The sequence below is a fragment of the Tessaracoccus caeni genome, assembly GCF_029211185.1.
Classification (GTDB): Bacteria; Actinomycetota; Actinomycetes; order Propionibacteriales; family Propionibacteriaceae; genus Arachnia; species Arachnia caeni.
This window is the reverse complement of record NZ_JARGDO010000028.1, coordinates 1-24314: the sequence shown is the minus strand read 5'-3', so window position 1 is coordinate 24314 and position 24314 is coordinate 1. Positions and strand designations below refer to the sequence as shown.

General features: G+C 65.6%; 19 protein-coding genes. 8 read left to right on the top strand and 11 right to left on the bottom strand.

Annotated features, from left to right (window positions below):
• Positions 1–5 precede the first annotated feature (5 nt).
• From P0D62_RS17950 to P0D62_RS17900, 11 genes are all read right to left on the bottom strand, one after another.
• On the bottom strand, positions 6–3086 hold the full coding sequence (locus P0D62_RS17950) for a type III restriction-modification system endonuclease (RefSeq protein WP_275703909.1): 3081 nt from the start codon (positions 3084–3086) through the stop codon (positions 6–8).
• Between the two features lie 76 nt (positions 3087–3162).
• Entirely contained in the window at positions 3163–4908 is a 1746-nt protein-coding gene (locus P0D62_RS17945; protein ID WP_275703908.1) for an RNA-binding domain-containing protein, read from the bottom strand.
• 8 nt (positions 4909–4916) lie between these two features.
• Entirely contained in the window at positions 4917–6914 is a 1998-nt protein-coding gene (locus tag P0D62_RS17940) for a site-specific DNA-methyltransferase (RefSeq protein WP_275703907.1), read from the bottom strand.
• A gap of 61 nt (positions 6915–6975) precedes the next feature.
• Positions 6976–8904, bottom strand: a complete 1929-nt coding sequence (locus P0D62_RS17935) for a site-specific DNA-methyltransferase (RefSeq protein WP_275703906.1) — start codon at positions 8902–8904, stop codon at positions 6976–6978.
• Between the two features lie 18 nt (positions 8905–8922).
• On the bottom strand, positions 8923–9588 hold the full coding sequence (locus P0D62_RS17930; RefSeq protein WP_275703905.1) for a DUF4391 domain-containing protein: 666 nt from the start codon (positions 9586–9588) through the stop codon (positions 8923–8925).
• On the bottom strand, positions 9581–12871 hold the full coding sequence (locus P0D62_RS17925) for a helicase-related protein (protein WP_275703904.1): 3291 nt from the start codon (positions 12869–12871) through the stop codon (positions 9581–9583). Before P0D62_RS17925 ends, P0D62_RS17930 begins: the two co-directional genes overlap by 8 nt.
• Positions 12872–12875: 4 nt before the next feature.
• Positions 12876–13076 carry a helix-turn-helix domain-containing protein gene (locus P0D62_RS17920; protein ID WP_085107820.1) on the bottom strand — a complete coding sequence of 67 codons (201 nt, stop codon included), beginning with the start codon at positions 13074–13076 and terminating at the stop codon, positions 12876–12878.
• Between the two features lie 134 nt (positions 13077–13210).
• Complete coding sequence (locus tag P0D62_RS17915) at positions 13211–14347, bottom strand: alpha/beta hydrolase (RefSeq protein WP_275703903.1); 1137 nt, start codon at positions 14345–14347, stop codon at positions 13211–13213.
• The gene (locus P0D62_RS17910) at positions 14344–15354 is read right to left on the bottom strand and encodes an MAB_1171c family putative transporter (RefSeq protein ID WP_275703902.1); all 1011 of its coding nucleotides are present in this window, start codon (positions 15352–15354) and stop codon (positions 14344–14346) included. The genes P0D62_RS17915 and P0D62_RS17910 overlap by 4 nt, the downstream gene beginning before the upstream one ends.
• Positions 15351–15815 carry a hypothetical protein gene (locus P0D62_RS17905; protein WP_275703901.1) on the bottom strand — a complete coding sequence of 155 codons (465 nt, stop codon included), beginning with the start codon at positions 15813–15815 and terminating at the stop codon, positions 15351–15353. Before P0D62_RS17905 ends, P0D62_RS17910 begins: the two co-directional genes overlap by 4 nt.
• 61 nt (positions 15816–15876) lie before the next feature.
• Entirely contained in the window at positions 15877–16308 is a 432-nt protein-coding gene (locus P0D62_RS17900; RefSeq protein ID WP_275703900.1) for a hypothetical protein, read from the bottom strand.
• 309 nt (positions 16309–16617) lie between these two features.
• On the opposite strand from P0D62_RS17900, the gene P0D62_RS17895 reads away from it, so the two are divergent.
• The 8 genes from P0D62_RS17895 (at position 16618) to P0D62_RS17860 (ending at position 24015) form a co-directional block, all read left to right on the top strand.
• Positions 16618–17691 (top strand): ImmA/IrrE family metallo-endopeptidase, encoded by a 1074-nt coding sequence (locus P0D62_RS17895; RefSeq protein ID WP_275703899.1) that lies wholly within the window; start codon positions 16618–16620, stop codon positions 17689–17691.
• Positions 17691–18623 (top strand): bifunctional DNA primase/polymerase, encoded by a 933-nt coding sequence (locus P0D62_RS17890; protein WP_275703898.1) that lies wholly within the window; start codon positions 17691–17693, stop codon positions 18621–18623. The genes P0D62_RS17895 and P0D62_RS17890 overlap by 1 nt, the downstream gene beginning before the upstream one ends.
• Positions 18566–19282, top strand: a complete 717-nt coding sequence (locus P0D62_RS17885) for a helix-turn-helix domain-containing protein (RefSeq protein WP_275703897.1) — start codon at positions 18566–18568, stop codon at positions 19280–19282. The genes P0D62_RS17890 and P0D62_RS17885 overlap by 58 nt, the downstream gene beginning before the upstream one ends.
• Positions 19279–19683: a hypothetical protein gene (locus P0D62_RS17880; RefSeq protein WP_275703896.1), complete on the top strand. Its 405-nt coding sequence runs from the start codon at positions 19279–19281 to the stop codon at positions 19681–19683. Before P0D62_RS17885 ends, P0D62_RS17880 begins: the two co-directional genes overlap by 4 nt.
• Positions 19684–19776: 93 nt before the next feature.
• Positions 19777–20664: a hypothetical protein gene (locus P0D62_RS17875; RefSeq protein ID WP_013601301.1), complete on the top strand. Its 888-nt coding sequence runs from the start codon at positions 19777–19779 to the stop codon at positions 20662–20664.
• On the top strand, positions 20661–21662 hold the full coding sequence (locus P0D62_RS17870) for a ParB N-terminal domain-containing protein (protein WP_188550600.1): 1002 nt from the start codon (positions 20661–20663) through the stop codon (positions 21660–21662). The genes P0D62_RS17875 and P0D62_RS17870 overlap by 4 nt, the downstream gene beginning before the upstream one ends.
• A gap of 36 nt (positions 21663–21698) precedes the next feature.
• Entirely contained in the window at positions 21699–22391 is a 693-nt protein-coding gene (locus P0D62_RS17865; protein ID WP_034717461.1) for a hypothetical protein, read from the top strand.
• 13 nt (positions 22392–22404) lie between these two features.
• Complete coding sequence (locus P0D62_RS17860; protein WP_275703895.1) at positions 22405–24015, top strand: M23 family metallopeptidase; 1611 nt, start codon at positions 22405–22407, stop codon at positions 24013–24015.
• Positions 24016–24314: the final 299 nt, after the last annotated feature.

Genomic DNA, 24314 nt, shown 5'->3' with positions numbered 1-24314 from the left:
CGTGGCTACCCGCCAGAAACGAGCTGCATCAGCTCGGTGTAGTCGGTCACCACGTCGTAGGTGACGTCGTTGCCGTTCTTCTCGCTGAGGGAGGCGAAGAACTTGCGGGCGCACTCGATCTTGGCGTCCTCAACGCCCTTAAGTTGGAGAGTAGACAGCGAGCCCTTCGTCTCAGCGACGAAGTAGACGTGCTTCACGCTGCCCTCGGTGAACGCAATCGCCCAGTCCGGGTTGTAGTCGCCGACGGGGGTCGGGATGAAGAACCCGCGCGGGAGCTTGGCGTAGACGGCGACCTCGTGACTGGTGTCGAGTTCGGTGACGAACTCACGCTCGATCTTGGAGTCGGTGACCACGTAGTCGTAGACGTGCTTCTTCAGCTTCGATCCGGCCTTCGAGAAGTCTTGGGCAGTCTGGTTCTCGGTGAAGATCGCGGAGTCAAAGCGGTCTTCGAGCGCGTCGTAGGCGAGGTGCTCGACGATGACCGTAGCCTTCTGCTCGTTGATAAGCCGGGCCGCCTCGGTGATGAACTGCTCGGGGTTGAGGCGGAACTTGGCGAACGTTCCTGGCGTGACGCCGCGGAGAATCGCAGCGACCGTGCGACGGGTGAGCTGGGTCTTCTCGGTGATCTCGCCCAGCAGGTCGTACTTCACCTGCGAGCCGGCACTCACGATCTCGGTGTGCGTCTGCGTGGTCTGCACCGCAAAGCCGGAGCCGCTGGTCAGGTCGTCCGCCTCCAACTGCTCGCGCTGCTGGCCGGCTTGCACGACGTATTGCAGCGCGGCGACGTTGAGGTGCTTGTCGAGGTGGCCGATCGCCTTGCGGATCAGCTCGCCGGAGTCGAACTCGACCTGGTAGACGGCACGGTGGTTGATCCTGCCCCACAAGGCCTGGAACTCCTTGCGGGCGAAGTTGGCCTCGTTCAGCGGTATCTTCTTCGGCTTGCGGTCGTCGGTGGGCACCGGCAGGTCGAGGTAGAGCACGTCGATCAGCGGCCACACGAAGTCGATCACCGGCTTGAGCACCTCGGACGTTGGCGTGGCGAGGGTTCCGTCTTCCTTGGCCTGCTTGTAGGTGTCGGAGATGGTGTCGTCGTCGTTCACGTAGTCGTTCTTGACCAGGTACTTGTAGAGCGCCTGGGCGACGGCCTCTTCGATGACCGATTCACCCGAGAGCGTCTGGATGGTCTTGCCGACGAAGAACTTGACGCTGGCCTTGCGCGGACGTGCGGCGAGCGACTCGGAGATTTCGCGTTGAAGGCCGGTCACGAAGTCGGTGTAGGACTCGTCGGTGACGACGGTCAACTCGTTGATGTCGTGCACGGTGACGGGGTTGTCCATCCTCTCGCCGTGCTGGTCGACGGCCAGCCGCAGCCCACGTCCGATCTCTTGGCGGCGGGAGACGGTGTTGTCACTCTTCTTGAGCATTCCCATGACGAACACGTTGGGGTTGTCCCAGCCCTCGCGCAGCGCGGAGTGGGAGAAGATGAACCTGACGGGTTCGGAGAACGACAGCAGGCGTTCCTTGTCTTTGAGGATCAGGTCGTAGGCATCGGTGTCAGTGGACTGGCCCTTGTCGTCGCCCCGGCCGGAGACCTTGCCGTCGATCTGGTGCTTGGTCTTCTTGTCGATGGAGAAGTAGCCCTCGTGCACCCGGCGCACATCGTCGCGGCGCAGGTAGCTCTGGTACTCCTCGGTGGCCGCGTCGATGGCGAGTTCGCCGAGCACCTCGTCACGGATCGCAGCGTACTCTTCCTCGAACATGCGCGCATAGTCGCCGAGGGTGTCCTCGCGGCTGTAGTCGCGGTACTTGGCGACCTCATCGATGAAGAACAGCGAGAGCACCTTGATGCCCTGGCTGAACAGCTCGCGCTCCTTGTCCAGATGCGCCCGGACGACCTCGCGAATCTGGATGCGCCGCTTGGTCTCCTCGGTGACATCCCGGTCGGCGAGCTGCCCGGCCACGACCACATCGCCGTTGCTCAGCTCGATCACGTCGCGGTTGGCGTCCACCTCGGTGACGAACAGGCCCTTGTATGCCTCGATCCCGTTGGAGACATCGTGGAGGTTCGCTCCCATGTCGAGGCGCTTGACCTGCCGTTTGATGCCCGAGGCGGTCTGCACCTCGATCTCGACCCGTGCCCGAGGTTTGGCGCCCTTCGTGATCTCGATGGCATCCAGGTACAGGTAGGCGCTCGCTCCGGCGAGCCCTTTCACGGTGAGACCTCGTACGGCGATCTTCTTCACGAGCTTCTGGTTGTAAGCGTCCAGCGCGTCGAGCCTGTGCACCTTGGTGTGATCGATCTTGTGCGTGGCGGAGTACCGCAGCAGCATCAACGCGTTGAACTCCGCCAGTGCTTTGAGCGATTTGTCGGCGCCGATCTTCTGCGGCTCATCGATGATCACGATCGGACGGTTGGCCTTGATCACGTCGATCGGACGACGCGACTGGAAGTCGTCCAGCTCGTCGTAGATGCGGCGCTGGTCCTTACCTTGAGCATTGAACGCCTGGATGTTGATGATCATCACCTGCACCCCGGCATCCGAACTGAACCGCTCCAACTCGTGCAGCTGGGATGAGTTGTAGATGAACGAGCGCGGCTTGGTGCCGTAGAGCTGCTGGAAGTGCTCGGCAGTCACGTCGAACGACTTCTTCACGCCCTCGCGGATCGCGACCGACGGCACCACGATGATGTACTTCGACCAGCCGTACCGCTTGTGCAGCTCCATGATCGTCTTGATGTAGACATAGGTCTTGCCCGTGCCCGTCTCCATCTCCACGTCAAGGTTCGGTGCGCCGGGAGCGGCAGCACTGGAGGCGAGCTTGGCCGACAGCGGGAGGTTCCGCGACCGCTGCACCGCGTGCACGTTCTCCAGCAGTTGCGCTCCCGACAGGATGATCTCAGCGTTGCGCAGACCGGCGTCCGAGCGCTCCTCGGCCTCGAACAGTGCCGGGGCGGTCACGGGGCGGACCTTGCCGGGGTCGATCCGGTAGGAGATGCCGTCATGCTTCGGCTGCCCGGCGAAGGTCTCGACGACAGCATCGACGGCATCAGTCTGGTATTGCTGGACCTTGAACTGGAGCTTCATCGAGTGTCCTTCTTTCTGCAATCGGCGCTGTTCGTCGTCGCTGCTAGAAGGTTGCGGGCGGCGGGGATGCGTGTGTTCACGCTGATCCCGGCCCTCTAGCGGTACCGCCGGCGTCGTCATCCTTCTTGCGCGAGGGCTCGGACTGCGAGCCTTCGTCGCCTGCGTAAGAAAGCTCCCATCGCGGCTTCGTGCGCGTGCCGCGGTTGACGATGACGCCGTGGCGGCGCAGCTTCGTCAGCAGGTTCGTGATCTTGGTTGCCTTCTGCTGCTCGGTGAGCGCTTCGCTGAGCGCTGGCCGGAGCAGCGCCTCCACGTCGCCACGGTCTGCGTGTCCCTGCGCTCGGAGGAAGTCAGTCAGCAGGGCAGCGTAGTGAGCGTCCGCCTGGGGCCGGGTGCGGATGTAGTCGGCCATCGCACCAGTCGCTGCTGCCACACGAGGAGTGATCCGGCGGTGGGGCTTGCGGCCCTCGATCAGGCCGACTCTGCGCAGATGGCGGGCGGCCTTCTCACTGATGTCGAGCCGCTTCTGCACCCGATCCAGCGCAAGCACGTCTTCGAGGGGAAGATCGGTTCGGACCATGAGCAGCTGGGAGTAGGACTCATCGATCACCGCGCCCGGGATGGTGAGCTTCACCTCGCCAGCGGTGCTGAGGTCGTAGTCAGGTAGCGGCAAGAAGCGACGGACCTGATCCTGGACCATGCGGTGGATTCCGTAGCCCATCTGGTCGATGAGGTTCAACTCCGTCATCGCCTCCACGAGGAACGGGTTGCGGTACTGCCGTGGGGTGCGCTCGTCCAGGGCGTAGTCATCGGGTGCGCCGTCGAAGAACTCACCCACGCTCTCGAACACGATGCGGTCGGCATGCTCGGTGACGATGATCCGGGAGTGTCGCGTGTAGTTCTGGTGCGCGATGCAGTTGTAGAGCGCTTCGAGCAGGCTGCGTTCGTCGTACTTGCTGATCTCTCGATAGATCAACTCATTTGGCGGCAGGAGCCGGAGCTGCACGTTGCGGATGCGCTTCGCGAGCGCGGTCGTGTTCAGCAGGAACGGCAGACGGAAGTGCTCGTTCGCCCGCTGCTCACCAACGAGCTTCCAGGTCATCTGAGCCGGGTGCGGGCTCAGCAGGTGCGTGGAGGTGTCGGCGCCGAGCAGAAGGAGCGCGGCTCGCGTGATCTGACCGTCGCGGGTCAACCTCGCCTTGGCCAGGAAGGTCGCGTCATCCCATGAGTCGATGTCGGCGGCCGGGATGCGAGAGGCGTAGCGCTCGGTGAACCCCTGTCGTGCGCGTGCGATCGCCGCTGGATCGAGGTGAGCGAGCGTGGCGTCAGGAACCACGACCGCTGTCCAGTCCGCGCTGATGGTCTGCCGCCGAATCTCATCCAACTTGTCGAGCGAGAGCGGCACCAGGCTCTCGCCGGCGCGAGCTCGGTAGTCACCCTTCCACGAGATTGGGATGCCGCGGGGCGCCGCTGGCACCTCAAAGAGGACCACACGCTTGCCCGAGTGCGTGACCTCGTAGACCTCTCGCACGGTCAGGCCTTGGTCGATGGACTGATGGATGTGGTGCTTCAAGGTCTGACGCTGCTGCACATCGATGAGATGCGTTGTGCCCACGACCTGCCGAGCGTTCGAGACCCCGAAGACGAGCCACCCCGAGGCGAGTCCGCGTAGGTTCGCCTCGTTGCTCAGTGCCGAGATGTACTCACCTGTCTTGTCCGCAGAGAACTGCCGCGCAGCCTCCTTGAACTCGACAACCTCGTTCTCCCAACCGGCCAACAGCCGGTCGAGGAGCTCGGTGAGTTCGTCGTTCGTCAGGGTCATGTCGTTCCTCAGATCGTCCTTACCTCAGTCGCGGGCGACACCTCACGGAACACCTGCTCGGCGTTGATACGTGCAGCGTCTGTGGCGAAGCCTGAATCCAGGAAGACAGCCCGTAGAGGCTGCCGCCTCGCGACCTCACTGATGATGGTCGGATTGATGTCCCCGGAGAAGCAGGCGACGAGGGCTCCCTCGGCCACCGAAAGGATTTCACGGCCGTCAACTTGTTCGACGACGACGGGTTCGCTCAGGTCCAAAGCCCAGTCGATCAGCACTTGGAACAGCAGGTCGTACGCGTCACGATCCGATCGGACGCTGTTGATCGCTCCGGACAGCATGTCCTGCGAGAGGCCGTCGGGGACCGCCAGGGTGTCGACCAAGTTCGAGCTGTCAACTCGCAGCACGCGGAAGCCGCTATCCGCCAGCAGGTCGCCCGCAAACTTCTCGTGCGCGAGCCGCATTCGCTGCTTGGTGATCTCAGCAACGGTCGCCGGACGGCCGAGGCGCTTGAGATGCCGGATCGCGTTAGTGGTGATCTGCTTCGCCGCCCCCTTGGCCGTCTTGAGAGACTCGTTCAAGTCCTCGGCGACCTGGATTCCGATGAAACGGCATGACATCGACTCAGCGCCGTTGAGCTCGAGAACGGCCTGCATCGCCGATCCGGAACCCGCGAACATGTCGAGCACGATGTCGTCGCCAGACACGCCGACTGCGCGATAGATGTCCCGGAGCAGAAGCTCGTCCTTGGGGTTCGTGAAGACCTTCTCGCCGAATAGCGTGGCAAGCCGCTTCGAGGCCGCGCGGCCATCTACGTAGCGGATGCTCGTGAGGCTCTGGTACTCGGTGTTTGCGAGATAGGTCTTGTTGTTGGGGACTGTTGTCTCATCGGGGCCGAAGTGGACGCGACCGTCAGCTATGCGCTCGCGCATAGCTGACTCGGGGTATCGCCAGCCGGTGGACGGCATCTTGACCGTTCTCCCCGTTACCGGATGGCTGACCTCATAGACGTACTGCCCATCATTCGGCCCTGCGATGTTGTCTGGGAAGTAGACGCCTCGCGCGTCCATCCAGGTGTAGTGCTTGCTAGCCGAAACCGGGTCGCTCGCAGGGAACTGCTTGAACCACGCTTTTGCCTCGGCGTTGATAGCTGCCCAGTCGTCGCCGTGCTTCCTCCGGAACCCGTCGAATGCTGCGTATATCTTGTCGAGTCCCTCCTTCTTCTCAACCCAGTCACCGGCGTTGGCCTGCCGGTTCTTCACGAAGAAGACGATGTACTCATGCTGGATTGAGACGTAGGCCTGGTCGTTCTTGCTGCTGTTCTTCAGCACGATCTCTCCGACGTACGATGCGTCGCCGAGCACTTCCTCGCCCAAGCGGACGAGACTGGCGTGCTCGTTCTCGTCGATAGAGACGACAAGCACGCCATCGTCGGTCAGTAGGTTCCTGGCCAGCTTGAGTCGCGGGTACATCATGCTCAGCCAGTCAGAGTGGAAGCGACCGTTTGCCTCGGTGTTCGCGACCAGGCGCTCGCCGCTCTCCAGGCTTTGGCCTGAGCGGGCGAGGTACTCGGCGCTCGACTCGGCGAAGTCATCGTCGTAGACGAAGTCGTTTCCCGTGTTGTACGGCGGGTCGATGTAGATCAGCTTGACCTTGCCGAGGTACGACTCCTGAAGCAACTTAAGCGCCTCCAGGTTGTCACCTTCGATGAAGAGGTTCTTCGTTGTGTCGAAGTCCACCGACTCCTCACGCACCGGACGCAGCGTCTTGGCGATCGGCGTGTTGGCGGCGAAGGCGGCGGCGCGCTTACCGGGCCATTCGAGTTGGTAGCGCTCCTGTCGTCCCTCGACTACGTGGTCCGAGAGCTCTTGCCTAAGCAGGTCGAAGTCAACGGCGAGGGTCACGTTGCCCTCCGCGTCTCTCGATTCGGTGATGACCTGGGGGAACAGGTCGGCGATCCCCTCGACGTTGCGAGCAGTGAGGTCGGGTGTGTGCAGGGTGCGCTTCTCCATTACGCACCACCGACCAGCGAGCGACGGTCATATCGTCTTGACCTCAGTGTGTGGCGAGCGTTCACTGAACACCTGCCCGACGTTGATGCGCTCCGCGTCGTCCGCGAAGTCTTCGTCGAGGAACACGACACGAAGCGGCTGACGCTCCGCGATGGCTGCGGCAGCCCGAGAGAGAGAGAGAGAGAGAGAGAGAGAGAGAGAGAGAGGAATCGCGCGCCTCACGCGGGCGTGTGCACAGCATCAACGCACCCTCCTCAACGTCGTACACCTCGAAGCCATCAACAGTCTCCTTCTGGATCGGCATCGTGAGTTCCAAGCCCCAGTCGAGAAGGACCTGGAACAGGAGGTCTTCGCCTGTGCGGTCAGGTTTCACGCTGCCGACAACGTCGAGCAGGGCTGTCTGCACGAGCTCGTCAGCGGTGATGGACGTGTCGGCCAGGTTCGTTGTGTCAACACGGAGTGCTCTGAAGCCGACGTCGACCGTGCCTTCAAGCATGCCGGCTTCGCGCTTGAGCGTGACGCCGGCGCGACGGATGCGCTCTTTGGAGAGCTCGGCGACGGTCGCAAATCCCGCCGAAGCCGCTTCTGACTTTTCGTCAGTCTGTTCATCGAGTTGGATCATGATGAAGCGACGTGTCCCGCCATCCCCAAGGTTGGCATCGAGAACCGCGTGCGCCATTGACGAGCTTCCGGCAAAGAAGTCGAGCACGGTTCCGCTGGGACCGCAGGCGATATCTACGATGCGCTTCATGAACTCGGGCGACTTGGGGAAGTCCATGACGGCACTGCCAAACAGTTTCTTGACGGACTTGCGACCGTAGTCGTTGGAGAACTCGGGGTCGAGCCAGACCGACTTGGCCAGCGTCTTCGCAACCTCACCGTCTGCGCCGTGGAGGTAATCCTTCCGGAACACCCGCCAATCGTCGCCACTACGTTCGGCGAGTAGAAGTGCCTCTTCGGTGGCCACCTTCTCTCGGCTCCAGGTCCAGCACGTCTGCGTACCGTCAGGTGCGTCCGGCATGACTTGGACAGAAAATTCGTCACTGCTGACGGCCGAGACTCTGCCGGAGGAAGGAGAGATGAAGAGCGGGTAGTACAGGTTCGGGCGTGTGTTTGGGTTGAATGCTTGATTCCGATTTCTCAGCCCTAGGAGACGGTATGGGCCGCTTTCGTCCATGCGGTTGTACTCGTCTGCCATGCGACCGTCCTTCTCGACACCGGTGATGGCGTCGCTCAGCGGGTCGCGCACGAAAACGAGGAGAGACTCGTGCGTCTTCGCGATGAACCTGTCAAGGTGTCGCCCACGCGGGTTTACCTGGATGGCGAGTTGAGCGATGAAACTTCGGGGACCAAACACCTCTTCCGCGAGCTTCCGAAGGTTCGCGCTCTCGTTGTCATCGATCGACATGACGAGTACCCCGTCGGCTGCCAGGAGGTTTCGCGCCAACTTGAGGCGCGGGTACATCATGCTCAGCCAGTCAGAGTGGAATCGACCGTTGGACTCGGCGTTAGCCGTTAGCCGTGCGCCGGAGTCGCCCATCTGACCGGATCGAACCAGGTACTCCTCGACTGACTCGGCGAAGTCGTCGTTGTAGACGAAGTCGTTGCCGGTGTTGTAGGGCGGGTCGATGTAGATGAGCTTGACCTTGCCGAGGTACGACTCCTGAAGCAGCTTGAGTGCGTCAAGGTTGTCGCCCTCGATGAAGAGGTTCTTCGTGGTGTCGAAGTCCACCGACTCCTCACGAACGGGACGCAGGGTCTTCGCGATCGGCGCGTTCGCCGTGAAGGCGGCGGCGCGCTTGCCGGGCCAGTCGAGCCGGTAGCGCTCCTGTGGTCCCTCGACGATGTGGCCGCTGAGTTCCTGGCGCAGCAGGTCGAAGTCGACCGCTCGCACGGGGCTGTCGTCGGCGTCGAAGGTCTCGGTGACCACGTTGGGGAACAGCTCGGCGATCTTGTCGATGTTGGCCTGCGTGAGGTCGGGTGATGTCATGCGTAGTCTCTCCACGGGTTACCTCTGCTGTTCCAGTTCGTGTTGCTTCGTCTTGAGTGTGCGTCGGAGCTCGACCTTTCGGTTGAGCTGTGGCTCAGTGCGGAGCTTGCGCTCCAAGGACGCGACCTCACGTTCGAGTTTGCGCACCGTGGCCAGTCTCTCGGCGACGTCTGACATTTCCTCGCCCGGGCGTGCGGTGATCGGCGTGAGTGGCTGCAGGAGGGCGGCATAGAGGGCGGGCAGCGTGATGGCCGTCGGCAGGGCCTGCCGGCTCGTGTCTCCTGGCTGCCAACCGGTCGAGTAGTAGGCGCTGAGTTTCGGCGTTCCGGCCCCGAGCTGCTTGTGCGCCGCGACCGTCCGAGTCTCGGGTTGCTCGGCGCGGTGGCGCGTGATCTCGAAGATGATCGGGAACGGGATGGCCTTGTCGATGGCGCCCAGGACGGCTTCGCTCACGTCGTCATTCTTTACGTCGATAGTGAAGACCTGCACCTCTGGCACCGTCGGGGTACCGGGCACGTTGATCGTGGCCTCGGCGAGTTTGTAGGCCCAGGTGATGCGTTGGACTTCGGTGATGAACTTCTCTCGCACAGCGGTGGTGACGGTGCCGTGCTCGTAGAACTTCTCTTTGGGCACTCGTCTGCCGAACTTCGCTGCCTCGGGCCAGCGGTAGAGGATGTCAGTCATCGGCACCGCCTTCGGTGGGGTCTACGACGGCGATGAACGCGGTGAGCTCGAAGTCGTCGAGGCCGGCGATGGTTTGGGTGAGGGCGGTGGTGCTGCCGCCGGTGAAGAGGCTGTCGATGTCGCGTTCCTCGGTGACATCGATCATCGAGTGGATCGCGTCGGTGAGCAGCGCCGAATACTTGCCCATCTGCGCCCCCTCGCTAGTCGCGGCGTTGAACACGCCGACGACATCGGTGGCCGGCTCTTCATAGGGTCGGCAGCCGGCGCGCAGCAGGTCGAGGAGGTGTTTGGCTTCGGTGTGGTTCGCGATGACCTCGCCCTGGTCGTCGAGGTAGACGAGGTAGTGCGGGTGGAGCCGGTTGCCTCGGTTGCCATCCTTGCCGGAGAACGCAGCCTCGTCAGCGGTGAGGTTCCGGAGGGAGAAAATGACGCCGGGTCGTAGTCCCTTGCTGGGGTCGGCTGGGATCACGGCGTGGAGCCCACGGGGTGCGGTATCGAGGTCGCCGTGTTTCTTGATGTAGCCGAGCAGGTCCATGCGGAAGTCGTTGAGGCCGAGGTCGGTGATCGAGACCCCGGTGCGGACATCTTCGAGCTCGATGACCTCGTCTTGGAGCTTGCGGAGCTGTTCCTTGCGGAAGGCGGCGTCGGAGTCTTCAAGGGTGAGGACGTTATCGTCGGCGGTGCTCGCGAGGTCGGCGATGATCATGCGGTTCTCGACGCGCTCCTTGAGGTTGATGTACTCGTCGAGGGAGATGTCGGGCCAGAAGTTCACGAGTTGAATCTGGCCGTTGGTAGAACCGATGCGGTCGATGCGTCCGAAGCGCTGGATGATGCGCACCGGGTTCCAGTGGATGTCGTAGTTGATCAGGTAGTCGCAGTCCTGGAGGTTCTGGCCCTCGCTGATCACGTCGGTGCCGATGAGCACGTCCAGCTCGCGCGTCTCGCGCGGCATCGTGAGGTGGCGCTGCTTGGAGCGCGGCGAGAACAGCGACATGACCTGCTGAAAGTCGAAGCCCGTGCCGAGGGTCGTCTTCGCTCCGTGGCTCCCGCCGGTGATCACCGCAGTGTCCAATCCGACCGCAGCGAGGGTGGGCGCCAGTTCGCGGTAGAGGTAGTCGGCGGTGTCGGCGAAGGCGGAGAACACGAGCACCTTGCGGTTGCCGTCGTTGATCGGGTGCTGGGCCTTGTCCTGGATGAGCTGCTTGAGCTTGCGGAGCTTGAGGTCGTGCTCGGGGGTGACCTTGCGCATCTCGTCGAGGAGCTCGCGCAGGGTCCCGCGGTCGTTCCATAGGTCGCGCTGCCAGGACTCGATGTCGAGGTCGTCAAGGTCGATCTTGATCTTCTCGCCGAAGGAGAGCGCCTCGATGTTGGCGTCGTCTTCGTCATCGACATCGAAGTCGAGGCCCGCGAGTTCGGGGCTCAGGTCCGCGAGGTTGCCCGCGTGGTTGCTAATGCGCCCGAGCGTGTGGGTCACGGAGCCTTCGATCTTCGCCAAGGTGAGGCGGAACGCATCGACCGAGCTCTCCAGACGCTTGAGCAGGTTGACGGTCATGAGCTTCTTCAAGCCCTGCTCGCGGCCTGCCTGCCCGAGGTTGGAACGAGCGCTGCCGGCGGTGACGTTGTAGAGGTCTTCGTACTTGGAGCGCCGACTCGGGAACACGTAAGCGAGGGGGGTGTAGACGGCCAGGGTCAACGCCTGGAGCTGCTCGAAGATGTCGTTGAAGCCGGGCACCTCCGGGAGGTCCGTGAGTGGCTCGCGGATGGACAACGGTGGGCGTCGCTCTGGGAATGCCCCGATCTCGGTGGTGTCGTAGAACGCCTGGATGTGCTTGCGGGATCGGGCGATCGTCACGGAGTCGAGCAGCTCGAAGAAGTCGAAGTCGAGCATTTGGAGGATGCGGTCGGTGGTGCGCTGCTCGGGGTCGAGCTTGGACCACTCGTTGAACACGCGCTGCGCGTCGGAGAACACCTTCTCGACCGTCGTGGACAGGCTCAGGTGCTGGGCGAGGTTCTCCGACTCACCCTCGTAGGCGAGCTGGAGTTGGTTCTTGAGGTCGTTGAACCGGTTGTTCACCGGGGTGGCCGACAGCATCAGCACCTTGGTCTTCACGCCCTCGCGGATGACTTGGCGCATGAGGCGCTGGTAGCGCGACTCCTTCTCCTCGGCGTAGTCGGCGTTGCGGAAGTTGTGGGACTCGTCGATCACCACGAGGTCGTAGTTGCCCCAGTTGATCCGATCCAGCCGCAGGCCGAGCGACTCACCCTTGGTGCGAGAGAGGTCCGTGTGGGCGAGCACGTCGTAGTTGAACCGGTCGGAGGCGAAGATGTTGGTCGTGAGGTTGGCGTTGTAGTTCGTCCAGTTCTCGGCGAGCTTCTTCGGGCACAGCACCAGGACGGACTTGTTGCGCAACTCGTAGTACTTGATGACGGCGAGCGCGGTGAACGTCTTGCCGAGGCCCACGGAGTCGGCGAGGATGCAGCCGTTGTAGGTCTCCAACTTGTTGATGATGCCGGTGGCGGCATCGCGCTGGAAGTTGTAGAGGCTCTGCCAGACCTTCGTCTCCTGGTAGCCGGTGCGGTCGTTCGGCAGCACGTCCTCGTTGATGTCGTCGAGGAACTCTGCGAACAGGTTGTAGAGGATCAGGAAGTAGATGCGTGCCGGCGAGTTCTCGGTGTACACGCTGGCGATGTGGTCGTGGACGGCCTGGGTGACATCGCTGACCTGCTCGGGATTGTTCCAAATCTGGTCGAACAGCTGCATGTACTGCTCGGTCATCGGAGCCTCGTCGAGCCGGTTCACGAAGCTCGACACGGCGTTGCCGCGTTCGTAGCCGAGATCGGCGGTGGTGAACCCCTGGAGCTGGGTGTAGGCGGCCTTGTCATCGACGACCGCAAATTGCTGCATCGGGTTGCCCGTGGCGTTCGAGCGGAAGGTGACTTTGCGGCGAACCCAGTCCGCGCACTCTCGTGCGATCGCGCGCTGGGTGAGCTTGTTGCGCAGCCTGATCTCGAAGTCCGACCCGGCCAGGCTCGACTCGGCCTGCCCGCCGGGGATGAAGAACTCGCGGCGCTCCTTGCGGAGCTTGTCCGTCACCTTCTCGGTCACGAACGACGGCGAGGTAAAGATGAACTCCAGCTCGCTGACCTTCTCAAGCTCCTTGCGAAGTGCCTCGAACGCGAAGATCGAGAACGTCGAGGCAGCGATACGGACCTTCGAGCCCGGCGCGATCTCAGCTTTGAGATCGTCACCCAGCAGGTCGGAGACGTTGTTGATGATCCGCACGTGACTACCCGGCATCCTCGTCGTGAGTCGAGGATGAGGCTCCGCCTCGTCGCACCCAGTCGTCGATCTCGCTGGCTTGGAACTTCCAGAGGCGTCCGACCTTGTGGGCGGGCATGGCCTTCTCGGCAATCCAGGTGTAGACGGTGTCTTTGGTGACCCCGAGGTGGGCGGCGATATCGTCTGCGGACAGCCACGGCTCAGCCACGTTGATCCTCCCTCGCTCTATGGCCAGGCAGGCCAACACTCACGATGATACCGGCGGAGGTACGGCTTGAGTTGGGTTTCTCCGGGCGTGGCCGAACGAGACCGGTGCGGAGCGTGGTCGCTCCGCTCGGCCAATCAGGACGGGACTCGCTTCTTGAGCCAGGTCGTCACTGCGTCCTGCCACCGGTTGGGGTCGGCGTTCCAGCAGAGGGTGTGGCCGGCGTCGAAAGTCTCCAACTCCACAAGATCGGGGCGCGCGTCTCGGAGTGCTTGTGAGAGTCGGATCGGTACGGAGTCGTCTCGGGTGCCGTGGAGGATCAGGATCGGCGTGCTGAGGTCGGCGGCTCGGGATGTCCAGTCGAACGAGCGGAGCGGGATGCGGCCCGGCAAGCCGACTGCGCGAGCCAGCGGGGCGAGGGTGAGCCACGGGATCGCGAGGTACCCGACTGCTGCGGGTACTCCGCTGCGAACGCAGTTGGCCTTGATGACCTCGGCCCAGTTGAGGACTGGTGAATCGAGGACGAGCGCGGCGATCAACCTCTCGTGTCGAGGCCGGTCGGCGAGCTGGAGTGCGATCGCGGCACCCATCGACCAGCCGAAGAGCACGATTCGTTGGGCTCCTCGTCGGACGGCGTATCCGATGGCTTCGTCAACGTCGCTCGTCTCGGTGTGGCCGAGGGTTGATCGGCCGGTGGCGACTCGTGGCCCTTCTGCTGTGTTGCGGTAGCTGACGACCAGTGAGGTGTAGCTGAGCTCGGTTGCGGCGAGGGCGCCGCGGAGGGTGCCGGCGCGGGTGCTGCCGAGGCCATGGATAAGGATTGCCCACGTGGCGGGGTCACCGTCGATGCGCCAGGCCGGAGACGGCCCTGCCGGGATGGTCATGGTGATGTCGCGTGCGTGGAGTCCGGCGTCGGCTGGGGTGGCGTAGTAGATGCCACTCCACGAAGCGCGATCGCCGACCCCTGGCGTGAGGCCGGGTGTGGTGCCCGTGACTCGTCGAGCGACACGCGTGGGTCCGCGATCAATGATCTCGGCCGAGAGTTGCGCCCAGCCGCCGTGCTCGAACCAGAGGTTGTAGATGCCGGGCGCAGTGGTTTGGTCAGTGCGGTCGAGCACGATCAGGCTGCCGCCGTCGGCGTGCTCGACTCCTCGGATGGCGAGGTCGAACGTGCGTGGGCCGGCGGGTGCGGTGAGTCGCCTTGTGATGACCCACCCGGCCCCGGCGGCCGCTGCCGTCGCGATCCCGCCACCGAGGGCGATGCGGCCGATCACGACTCCCGCTCCGCGACGTAGGGACCGGGCAAGGCCCTTGCGACGGCGCTATCGCTTCCGACGAGGTGGCTCTCGGCGCGTTCGAGCAGGTCTCGGTCGTCGGTGCTGATGTCGAAGGTGATGCGGGGGTCGATCATCGCGTCGCGGATTTCGACGATCACGCGGTGTAGGTGTCCTTCGGGGTCTTCGCTGTTGGCGACGAGGGGGTCGGCTTGGCTCAGCCCGGGCCGTGCGAGCGTGGCCCGGTGCCAGAGCGGCTCCAACTGCGCCGCGAAGGAGATGGTGTGCCGCCGTCGGGCGTGGTGCTGGGCGCGGCGGACGGCGGGTTGGACCGCGAAGCCGGCGCAGAGGAACACGAAAGTGAGGACCGACAGCGGATCGTAAGCGGGCTGGATGGCGTGCATGAGGTCGAGGTGGCCGGTGGCGTGGGCGATGTCCAGGACGATCACGGCGAGGCAGAGCGCGACGCCGAACGCCGATCCCAGGCTCAGCAGCACTGCGGGAAGGCGTTGGATGCCGGTGCTGTGGCGATACTGCCGTAGGGCGAGGACGAGCATCGTTGCGATGACGAGTGCTCCGTAGCTGAAGTTGATGATCGAGTAGACCGCTGCTGCGGGTTGCGCGCCGAGATCGCTCATGAATCGTGTTGTGGTGGTGCCGCGATCGATGAACAGGAATGCTGCCGTGATCGCGAGTAGCGCGACGAGCAGGACGGGCGCACTGACGGCGGCGCGGACGAGCCTGGGGCGGTACTCGCCGGTCTTCATGACGCCCCGCCCGAGGAAGAAGAGCCCGACCATAAGGAGAGCGTCCGCGATCAGCGTCGCGATGTTCGTGCCGCCGAGGAGCGGATCGACGACCGTGTAGATCCCATCGACGTTCAAGGTCATCGCTAGGGCGATGGTGAACGCGGCGCGGGTGATGCTTCTGTCGGTGCGTTTGCGGCGGAAGATAAGCAGGCTCGCCACGAGCGCCCACATGAGCGTCGCAACGAGCGTCTGGATCATCCGAATATCTCCGAGAATGCCGACTCTGCAAACACTGATCCTCGGATGCCGGCGGCGAGCTTGTCGGCGAGGGACTCGGCGGCGATCTCGTTTTCGCTGTCAAGGTCTTGCCGCCGGAGCAGGCGTCCTCGGGTGTAGGGCGGGATGTTGGGCAGCAGCGCCTCGTCGACGGTGCAGTCATCGCCGTCGCAATGGCCGAGGATCATGTGGGCGAGTTCGTGGAGGATGAACTGCTGTCGGTGGAGTGTCGAGTCGGTGCGGGCGTGGAGCACGAGGTCGTCGGTATCGGTTGCCAGCCAGAGCGCGCAGAGGCCGTCGTGCGTGTCGAGATCAGCCAGTTCAATGACCCGAAGCCTGCGGTGCCGCTGGTCCTGGACAGAGCGGAGGAGCTCGTCGAGGGTGAAGGTGTTGCCGAGCTGAAGGCCCGCGACGGCCGCCGATACGGTCTGTTCGGTATTCACGGTTCGCCCCTTTCAGTGGGGAGCAGCGACCGGTATCGGCTTCGCCTTGCGCGACACCCAGTCAGTGCTCAGACGTTGGTGTCATTTCCTCATCCAGGAACTTAGTGATGGCGTGGAGTGCTTTCGGCGAGATGTCGCCGAGGGTGCGGGCTGCGTAAGACTTGACCTTCGCGGCACGCATGGACCGAACGAGATCAAGTTGCGCAGAGACCTTCTCGGGAGTGGCCGCACCGTCTTCGCCGAGGAGGAAGGCGGCGTCCACGTCGAAGAAAGCGGCGAGCCCCTCGAACACGGCGGGGTCTTGGACGTAGCGGTGGCCGTTGACCATGTACGTCCAGCGCGATCGCGACAGGTTGGTGCCTCGTTCATGGAGGTAGCCGGCGATCTGCGAGTAGGTCGGTTCCGTGCCGGACTCGGCGACGGCGACGTCCATCAGGAGCCGCAGACGCTTGGCGAGGTCTTCGGCCGCAGCCTGGCTCTTGTCTTCGGTCATGACGGTGACCCCCTTCCCTTCGCGACGGGCAAGGCATCCATGTGATCCACCCAGAGGGTGGTTGTGCATGCTCAACCGTAGTCGTTGAGCATGCACAAATCAAGGCTTGCGCATGCTCAACGGTCGATGTTAGAACAGGACTCTGGGACATTTGAGCATGCTCAATCCTCGGTGCCGGTCTCGGGTCGGGCTGCCTCAAGGAGGTGAACGATGTCCAGCTCACGGTCCGGGCGCGGGTGTTCGCGCCTACCTGCCAGGTGTACCGCCGCGCGCAAACTTGGCGCGGCCCGCCGAAGAGGAGTCCGGAGCATGGCATCGAACGAGGACGCCCGCGCGGCAAGGGAAGCGAAGCTCGACGAGCTGCACGAGAAGCTGACCGGCGCGGTCGAGTCGCTGGTCTCGGGTGACGACTGGCGGCAGGCGCTCGCCTTCGCGGCCCGGTTCCGGTCGCGGTCGTTCAACAACACGATGCTGATCTGGGTGCAGCACGAGGCCGCGTTCGAGGCAGGCCGCGTGCCCGAGCCCTTCCCCACCCTGGTCGCCGGGTACCGGCAGTGGCAGGGGCTCGGGCGGCAGGTGATGAAGGGCCAGCCGGGGTACATGATCTTCGCGCCGGTGACGGGCCGGTTCGCCACTGCGACCCCTGCCGACGCGGGCTCGTGGCGACGGCTCGGCCCGCGGGAGAAGCCGAAGGCCGGCGAGGTGGTGCGCTCGCGCATGGTCGGTGCGCGGCCGGCCTACGTGTGGGATGCGTCCCAGACCGAGGGCGAACCGTTGCCGGTGCCGCCCGCTCCGGCGCTGCTGGAAGGTGAAGCGCCGTCGGGGTTGTGGGAGGGGCTGTCCGGGCAGATTCGCGTCGCGGGGTTCGAGGTGCTGCGGGTGCCGCACGAGGGGATGATCTCCGGCGCGAACGGCATGACCGACTACCAGGCTCGCACGGTCGCGGTGCGGGAGAACATGGACCCTGCCGCGCAGGTCAAGACGCTCGCGCACGAGCTGGCGCATGTGGTGATGCACGATCCCGACGATGAGGAGGCGCGGCAGCATCGCGGCATCCGCGAGGTCGAAGCCGAGTCCGTAGCGTTGATGATCGGTGCGGCGCACGGCATGGATACCGCCGGGTACACGATCCCGTACGTCTCAACCTGGGCCGCCCGCGTGGACGGCCAAGAGCCCGTCCAGGTAGTACAGGCCACCGGCGAGCGAGTGCGGAAGACCGCGCTGGCGATCCTCGACCAGCTCGACACGCTCCAAGTCGGCGACGGCACCCCGCCCGGCCTCGAACGCGACACCCCCAGTCCGCGCACCTCCCGCACGCCTGCGGTGGAGGCGGATCGTCCGCGTGCTGCGCCGGTGTCGGCGCTGGCAGGGCGGGGGCTGTGATGCCCGAGCCATTCGATGTCCTGGCGGCGCTCATTCGCGTGGATCGCTCACCACACCTCGCGGTAGCGGCTCGGAGTCTCGCGGCGGCTGGCGTGCCCGTGTTCCCGTGCCTGGTCGAGGGGAAGCGTCCGCTGACCCGCCGTGGGTTCCTCGACGCGAGCAGCGACCCGGAACAGGTTGCCGCGTGGTGGTCGCGCACACCGAACGCGAACATCGGCATCCCGACCGGCGCGGCATCGGGCGTGGTCGTCGTCGATGTCGATGTCCACGGCCCCCGCGACGGCCGCGTGGCGTACCAGCGGGCCACCGACGCGGGGCTCGTCGATGGCGCGGGTCTGCTCGTGCGCACACCCACCGGTGGCGCGCACGTGTACTTCCCGGCGACCCCGGGCAGGGAGCAGCGGTCGTGGCAGGCAGCCGACGTGGGTGTCGATTTCCGGGGCGACGGCGGCTACATCATCGCCCCGCCCTCCCGGCGCATCATCGACGGCAACGTGAGGCGTTACGAGGTCGCCGACATCGCGGCGCACTCGGTCGGCACGGTGGACGCGGCCCGGCTGCGGGACTTCCTGGACCCGCGCCCCGTCGTCCCACCACGCGCCGAGGGCACCGCGATGGTCGTGGATGGGAAGCGGTTGGCGGCGTGGGTCGCAGGGCGGGGTGAGGGCGAGCGGAACCGGGGCCTGTTCTGGGCCGCGTGCCGCCTCGCAGAGAACGGCGTCTCGCCCTCCGACGCGCTCGATGCGCTGGGTGCTGCGGCCCAGTCGGCGGGTCTGGGCGATCGCGAGATCACCACGACCGTGCGCTCCGCCTACCGAGCCACCCAGCCCGCATCCGGAGCCACGTCCATCGACCGGACGCAGAGCGCGGAGCGATGGTTCGGTCGCTCGGCGAGCCCATCGTCCGCAGCGCTTGGGAGGGCTGGGCGGTGATGCGCGAGTCGGGCGGGCGGCGCTGGGCCGCGATGACGGCGGTCGCGGGGACGGTGTTCATCGCCGCCGGGGCGTTCTGGCTGTCGTTCACGTCGCTGGCCGATCTGGCCGCTCGCTCCGGGATCGGGACGGGTCAGGCGTGGGCGTGGCCACTGATCGTGGACGGCATCATCGTCGTCGCGACGGTCGCCGTCGTCGCCCTCGCCGGGCAACGCTCGGCCTGGTACCCGTGGGCGCTGCTGGTCGGCGGCGCCCTCGTCTCGGTGACGGCGAACGCCATTCACGCCGTCGTCGCCGCAGACGCCGACGTGCCACGGATGCTCGCCGCCTCGGTCGCCGCGGTGCCGCCCGTCGTGCTGCTGGCGAGCACGCACCTGACCGTGATCCTCACCCGCACCGCCGACCCGGCCACCGCACTTGCCGCCGCTGCGGAGTCGATGCCTGCGCTGCCGTCTGGCGAGGCGGAACTCACCCGTCGCGAGGACGGTGTGGTGGATCGGCGGGCGCTGGGGTGGGAGCTGCGGGAGGCGGGTTGGTCGAACAAGCGGATTGCCCGCGAACTCGGGGTGCATCCCTCGACCGTGGGCCGCTGGTTCGCCGTCGCGCACCTCACTGACACCACCGACACCGCCGACGAGCGGGAGGAGACGACCCCATGAACACCACCGACAACCCGCAACAGAACGATCCCGCGAGGCCCGATCCCGCACGGCTGGTGCCCGAGGAGCCGCGGGAGCGACCCGAGCCCGTCGAGGCGACGAGCACGCCGGAGGCGGTGCGGGCCGCTCAGGTCGCCCGCGACGACAAGCAGCACGCTCTCGTACGCGGTTGCGGCGTGGAGTGGGTGCGCCCCACCGATCTGATCGCCCGGCACTCGGCGCACGCGGCCGGGCGTGGCCTCGACTTCCAGGCCGAACTCGCTCGCCGCACCCGCACCCCCATCGGTGCCGGTGTTCGTCGTCTCGGGGACCGCGCCCGGCGGTTGCCGCCGATCTCGGCGTTCGGGCGCAGCACCGCGCCCTCGTCGCAGGTGTCCCGCTCCGGGGTCTCGATGAGTTGACGGCGGTGACAGGTCATGGTCGCGACGGCATCGGCATGCAGGACGCGCTCGTGGGAGCGAGTGCGCACCTGCCTGCCAGGAGGTGCCGACACCATGACCAGACCAACCAGCACCAGCACCGAGCAGACGGCCGACGGGGCTGAGGACTTCACCACCGGCGAGGGCCTGCGTGCCCTGCTCAATCGCCTCGCCGAGGGCGGCGAGGATGCCTGGGTTCACGACCCGGTGGCCCGCGACCTGATGGAGTTCGCCGCCGACAAGTACCGCGCGCTCGCGAGGAAACACAGGCTCGACACCTGGGAAGCGGTGACGGCGGCGTTCGACGCGATGCAGTACCGCTCGACCCGTGAAGCCAACGATCCGTGGGCGATCATCACCCACGCCGTGCGGATCACCTGCGTCTACGAGGAACGCGCTCAAGGTCTGCTCTGCTCGGTGCACCAGGCCCGCCGCGCCCACGTCTCGGCGTTCCACGACCCTGAACGATTCTCCGAACGCGACACCGCGCTGGCCGACTACCATCCCGCGTTCCACACCACCGACCTTCGTCCCAGCGACCTCGAACCGGAACCGCGCGACAGTCTCGGGTCAGCGCAAGCGTGCATGTCCGCTGGATCGGCGGCCGAGGACGCCATCGCGATGCTGTGCCTGCTCGACTGGCCGACCGACACGGCGCGTGCCGCTGTCGAGCACGTCTGCGGGGCGTTGATGAAGGCTGGCACCCGCCAGTCCGCCTACGAGGCACTGCGCCGCGATCGGCACGCGCGGGCACTGCTCGACCTGCCGCGCCGCTCCTGGGCCGCGCTGCTGAAGGCGCTGCTCGGGAACCCGCACCCGGCTTACGTGGCCACCAGCAGCGGTCGCGGCATCCTGCTCCGGCTGCTGCTGGGCGAAACGCTCGACCTGCTGCTCCGCGACGACGATCTGATCCTTGCGCTCGCACTGGCCGCTCCGAGTGGTGGAGGCGGTGAGTCGTCGTGATCGAGCCACAGATCGGCAGCATCCAGCTCGACCGCACCGTCGAGTCGATCCTCGTCGGCACCCGGCACCGCGCCGACCTCGGCGACATCGACGCCTTGGCCGCGTCCATCGAGCGCGACGGGCTGCTGCAACCTCTCACGATCACCATCGATGGCGTGCTGGTGTGCGGGGCACGACGGCTCGCCGCGATCAAGATGCTCGGCTGGCGCACCGTCAACGTGTGGGTTCGCAGCGGTCTGTCTGACCGGCTCGGGCAGCTCCTCGCCGAGCAGGACGATAACATGCTGCACAAGCCCTACACACAGCTCGAAGCCGCCGGCCTGTACCGCGAGATCAAGCAGGTCATGGCCGAAGACGCCGCCCGCCGGAAGTCCGCCACGCAGTTCAGCAGCGAGAACCAGCCGGGGAACGACGGTGGTGCAAACTTTGCACCACCGTCGAGCGGGCCACTCGGGAAGACCCGGGAGCAAGCGGCGGCGATGATTCCCGGCGGTGCGTCACACACGACGCTGGAGAAGATCGGCTACCTCGAAGACATCGCCAACAACCCCGCTCAGCCCGAGACGTTGCGCGCCGAGGCCGCCGCCGGACTGGAAAGGATCGAGGCCGGTGACCCGGTGCATCCGATCTACCAAACGATCCGCGACGCCGATACCACCGCGCGGGAGCGGCGCGAGGCCGAGCTGCACGCCCGCGCCGAAGCAGCCGTGGCCCAGGCGAAGTCGATCAAGAAGGGCAAGCGCACCCCACCTCGGTCCCTTCCGGTCGTCACCGACGAAGGGCAGCCCGTCCGCTACCCGGTCCGGGCGTTCATCCAGACCTGGGGCGAGCTGACGAACTGGTGGACCCACTACGACACCGACACCCTCGCCGCCGAACTGACCGACGAGCAGTTCGAGAACTTCCTCGCCACCACCGACGGCACCGTCCGGTTCGCCGACGCACTCCGCGTCGCCCGCGAAGGCACGGCGGAGCCGCCACGCCTCCGCGCGCTCTGACCGCCGGCGTGGGTGCGGGGTGCGCACCTGCTCGGCATGAGCCCTGCATCCACTGACACCCGGAACCGCCGCCGACTCGTCACCCTCATCGCCGCCGGTATCGTCCTGCTGCTCCTCACGGGGGTCGGCGTCTACGGACTCCTGACTGGCCCACGCAACAGCACCAGCACCGATCCCGACCCGGAGCCCGGCCCGGTCACCACGGCACCGCCGACCGTGGAACCGAGCACGCCGCGACCGCCGGGGGTTCCTGCGGTTCCGCGCTCAGCCGATCCCGAGGCATTCGCTCGGGGCGTCGCGTCAACGCTGTTCGCCTGGGACACGGCTTCGGGGCTGTGGCCGCTGGACTACACCTCGGCGATCCTCACGGTCGGTGACCCCAGCGGAGACGAACAGGCCGGGCTGGCCTCCGACGTGGCCGCGTACCTGCCGACCCGCGACGCCTGGATCGAGCTGCGGCAGTATGCCACCCGCCAGCACCTCACCATCGACACCGCGTACGTCCCCGCCGCCTGGGCCGACGCGGTAGCGCAGGCCCAGCCGGGGCAGCTCGCGGCAGGGACGACGGCCGTAACGATCGAGGGCACCCGCCACCGTGCCGGAGTCTGGAACGGCCAACCGGTCACCAGCGAGCATCCGGTCGCGTTCACCGTGTTCGTCGTCTGCGCACCGACCTACCCGACCTGCCACCTGCTGCGGCTGTCTCAACTCGACAACCCGCTGCGCTGAAGAGGTTGGCGTCGTGTTCCGCAAAGCCGCCATCGCAGCCCTGGCGCTGCTGCTCTTCGCCCCCGCCGCCGCACTCCTCGGCATCGGGGTGCTGATGAACCCCGCTGCCGCCTACTGCGCCACCCCTGCCGGTACCGCGAACCTCGGCCCGATCCCGGACTCGCTCACCGTGACCACCACGAACGGCGAGACCTTCACCCTGAATCGTCAACAGCTCACGCACGCGGCAACGATCATCACCGTCGGCAACGGCATCACCGACGTGGGCCGCCCGGGAATCAAGATCGCGCTGATGGCCGCGCTCACCGAGTCCACACTGCGGATGCTCACCAACACCGGCGCATACCCTGAGTCGGCGAACTACCCGAACGACGGCAACGGCGGCGACCACGACTCCCTCGGCCTGTTCCAGATGCGCCCCCAATCAGGATGGGGCACCGTCGCAGAGTTGATGGACCCGCAGTACCAGGCCCGAGCGTTCTTCGGCGGGCCGACCGGACCGAACTACCCCTCGCCACGCGGCCTGCTCGACATCCCCGGCTGGCAACAGATGGACCCCGGCGAAGCCGCCCAAGCCGTCGAGGTCTCCGCCTACCCCGACCGCTACCGCAACTACGCGCCCGTCGCCGACAGCATCCTCGCCGCCCTCACCAACGGCGGCAGCACTCCGGTTGGCGTGGGTGGCCCGGCGGTCTCGTCGTCGCGGGTGGTATTCCCACTGCCCGAGGGCACCTGGGTGCTGTCCTCGCCGTTCGGGATGCGGGTGCACCCGATCACGGGCGAACGAAAGATACACACCGGCACCGACTTCGCCGCACCCGACGGCACGCCGATCCTCGCCGCCGCGGACGGCACCGTCACCATCGCCGAGTTCTCCGGCGGGTACGGCGGCCTCATCGTCATCGAGCACACCATCGCCGGCAAGACCGTCGCGACCGCTTACGCACACATGTGGCAAAGCGGCATCCACGTCCGTCCCGGCGATCGGGTGAGCGCCGGGCAGCACATCGGCGATGTCGGCTCCTCGGGCATGAGCACCGGCGCACATCTGCACTTCGAGGTCCGGCCCGGCGGCACGAACGGTGAGGCAATCGACGCCGCCGCCTGGCTCAACGAGCACGGTGCCGCGAACCTGCCGACGGCGACCAGCGGATCACCCGCTGCCTGCAACAACGCCACTGCGGGGACGCCGGTCGGTGTCGATGGAGACCCCGACCGGCTCGTCGACGATCCCACCAGCTCGGGCAAGATCACCGCCCGCCTGCTCCACCTCTACCAGCAGACCCTCGCCACGTTCCCCGACACCGGCTGGGGCTGCTACTCACCGCGCCCCGGCACCAAGTCCGAGCATCCCCTCGGCAGGGCGTGCGACATCACCTTCGGCAACCGCATCGGCCAGCGACCCAACCCAGAACAGCTCGACGCCGGCTGGAAGGTCACCAACTGGATGAAGGACAACGCCGACGTGCTCGGCGTCGAGTACCTGATCTGGCAAGGCCAAATCTGGTCCCTCGCCCGCGACTCCGACGGCTGGCGACCGTACAACGGCGGAGGCATGCACGACCCCGCCTCCATCACCGGAGGCCACTACGACCACCTCCACGTCACAGTCAAGGTGAACTAGCAATTATTACGTTAGATGTAATCCGCGACGGCCGGAATCGTGCGTATTCGCTGGTCAGGCAAGGGTACCAGGGGTCACTGATCTGAGCCTTGAACCCGGCTCTTGACCAGGGGAAACGCACCAAGTCTTACGTTAGATGTACTTTTCATACATTAGATGTAAGACTGTTGGAGTGGACTTCGAGGACGGGAACCGCGCCGGATCGGTGACGGCGTTGCGGGCGGGCAACGTGGCGTTGCTGCGTCCGGCGGAGCAGGTCTTCGATGACATGCTCACGGGCTGGTCGGCGCAGCAGGTCT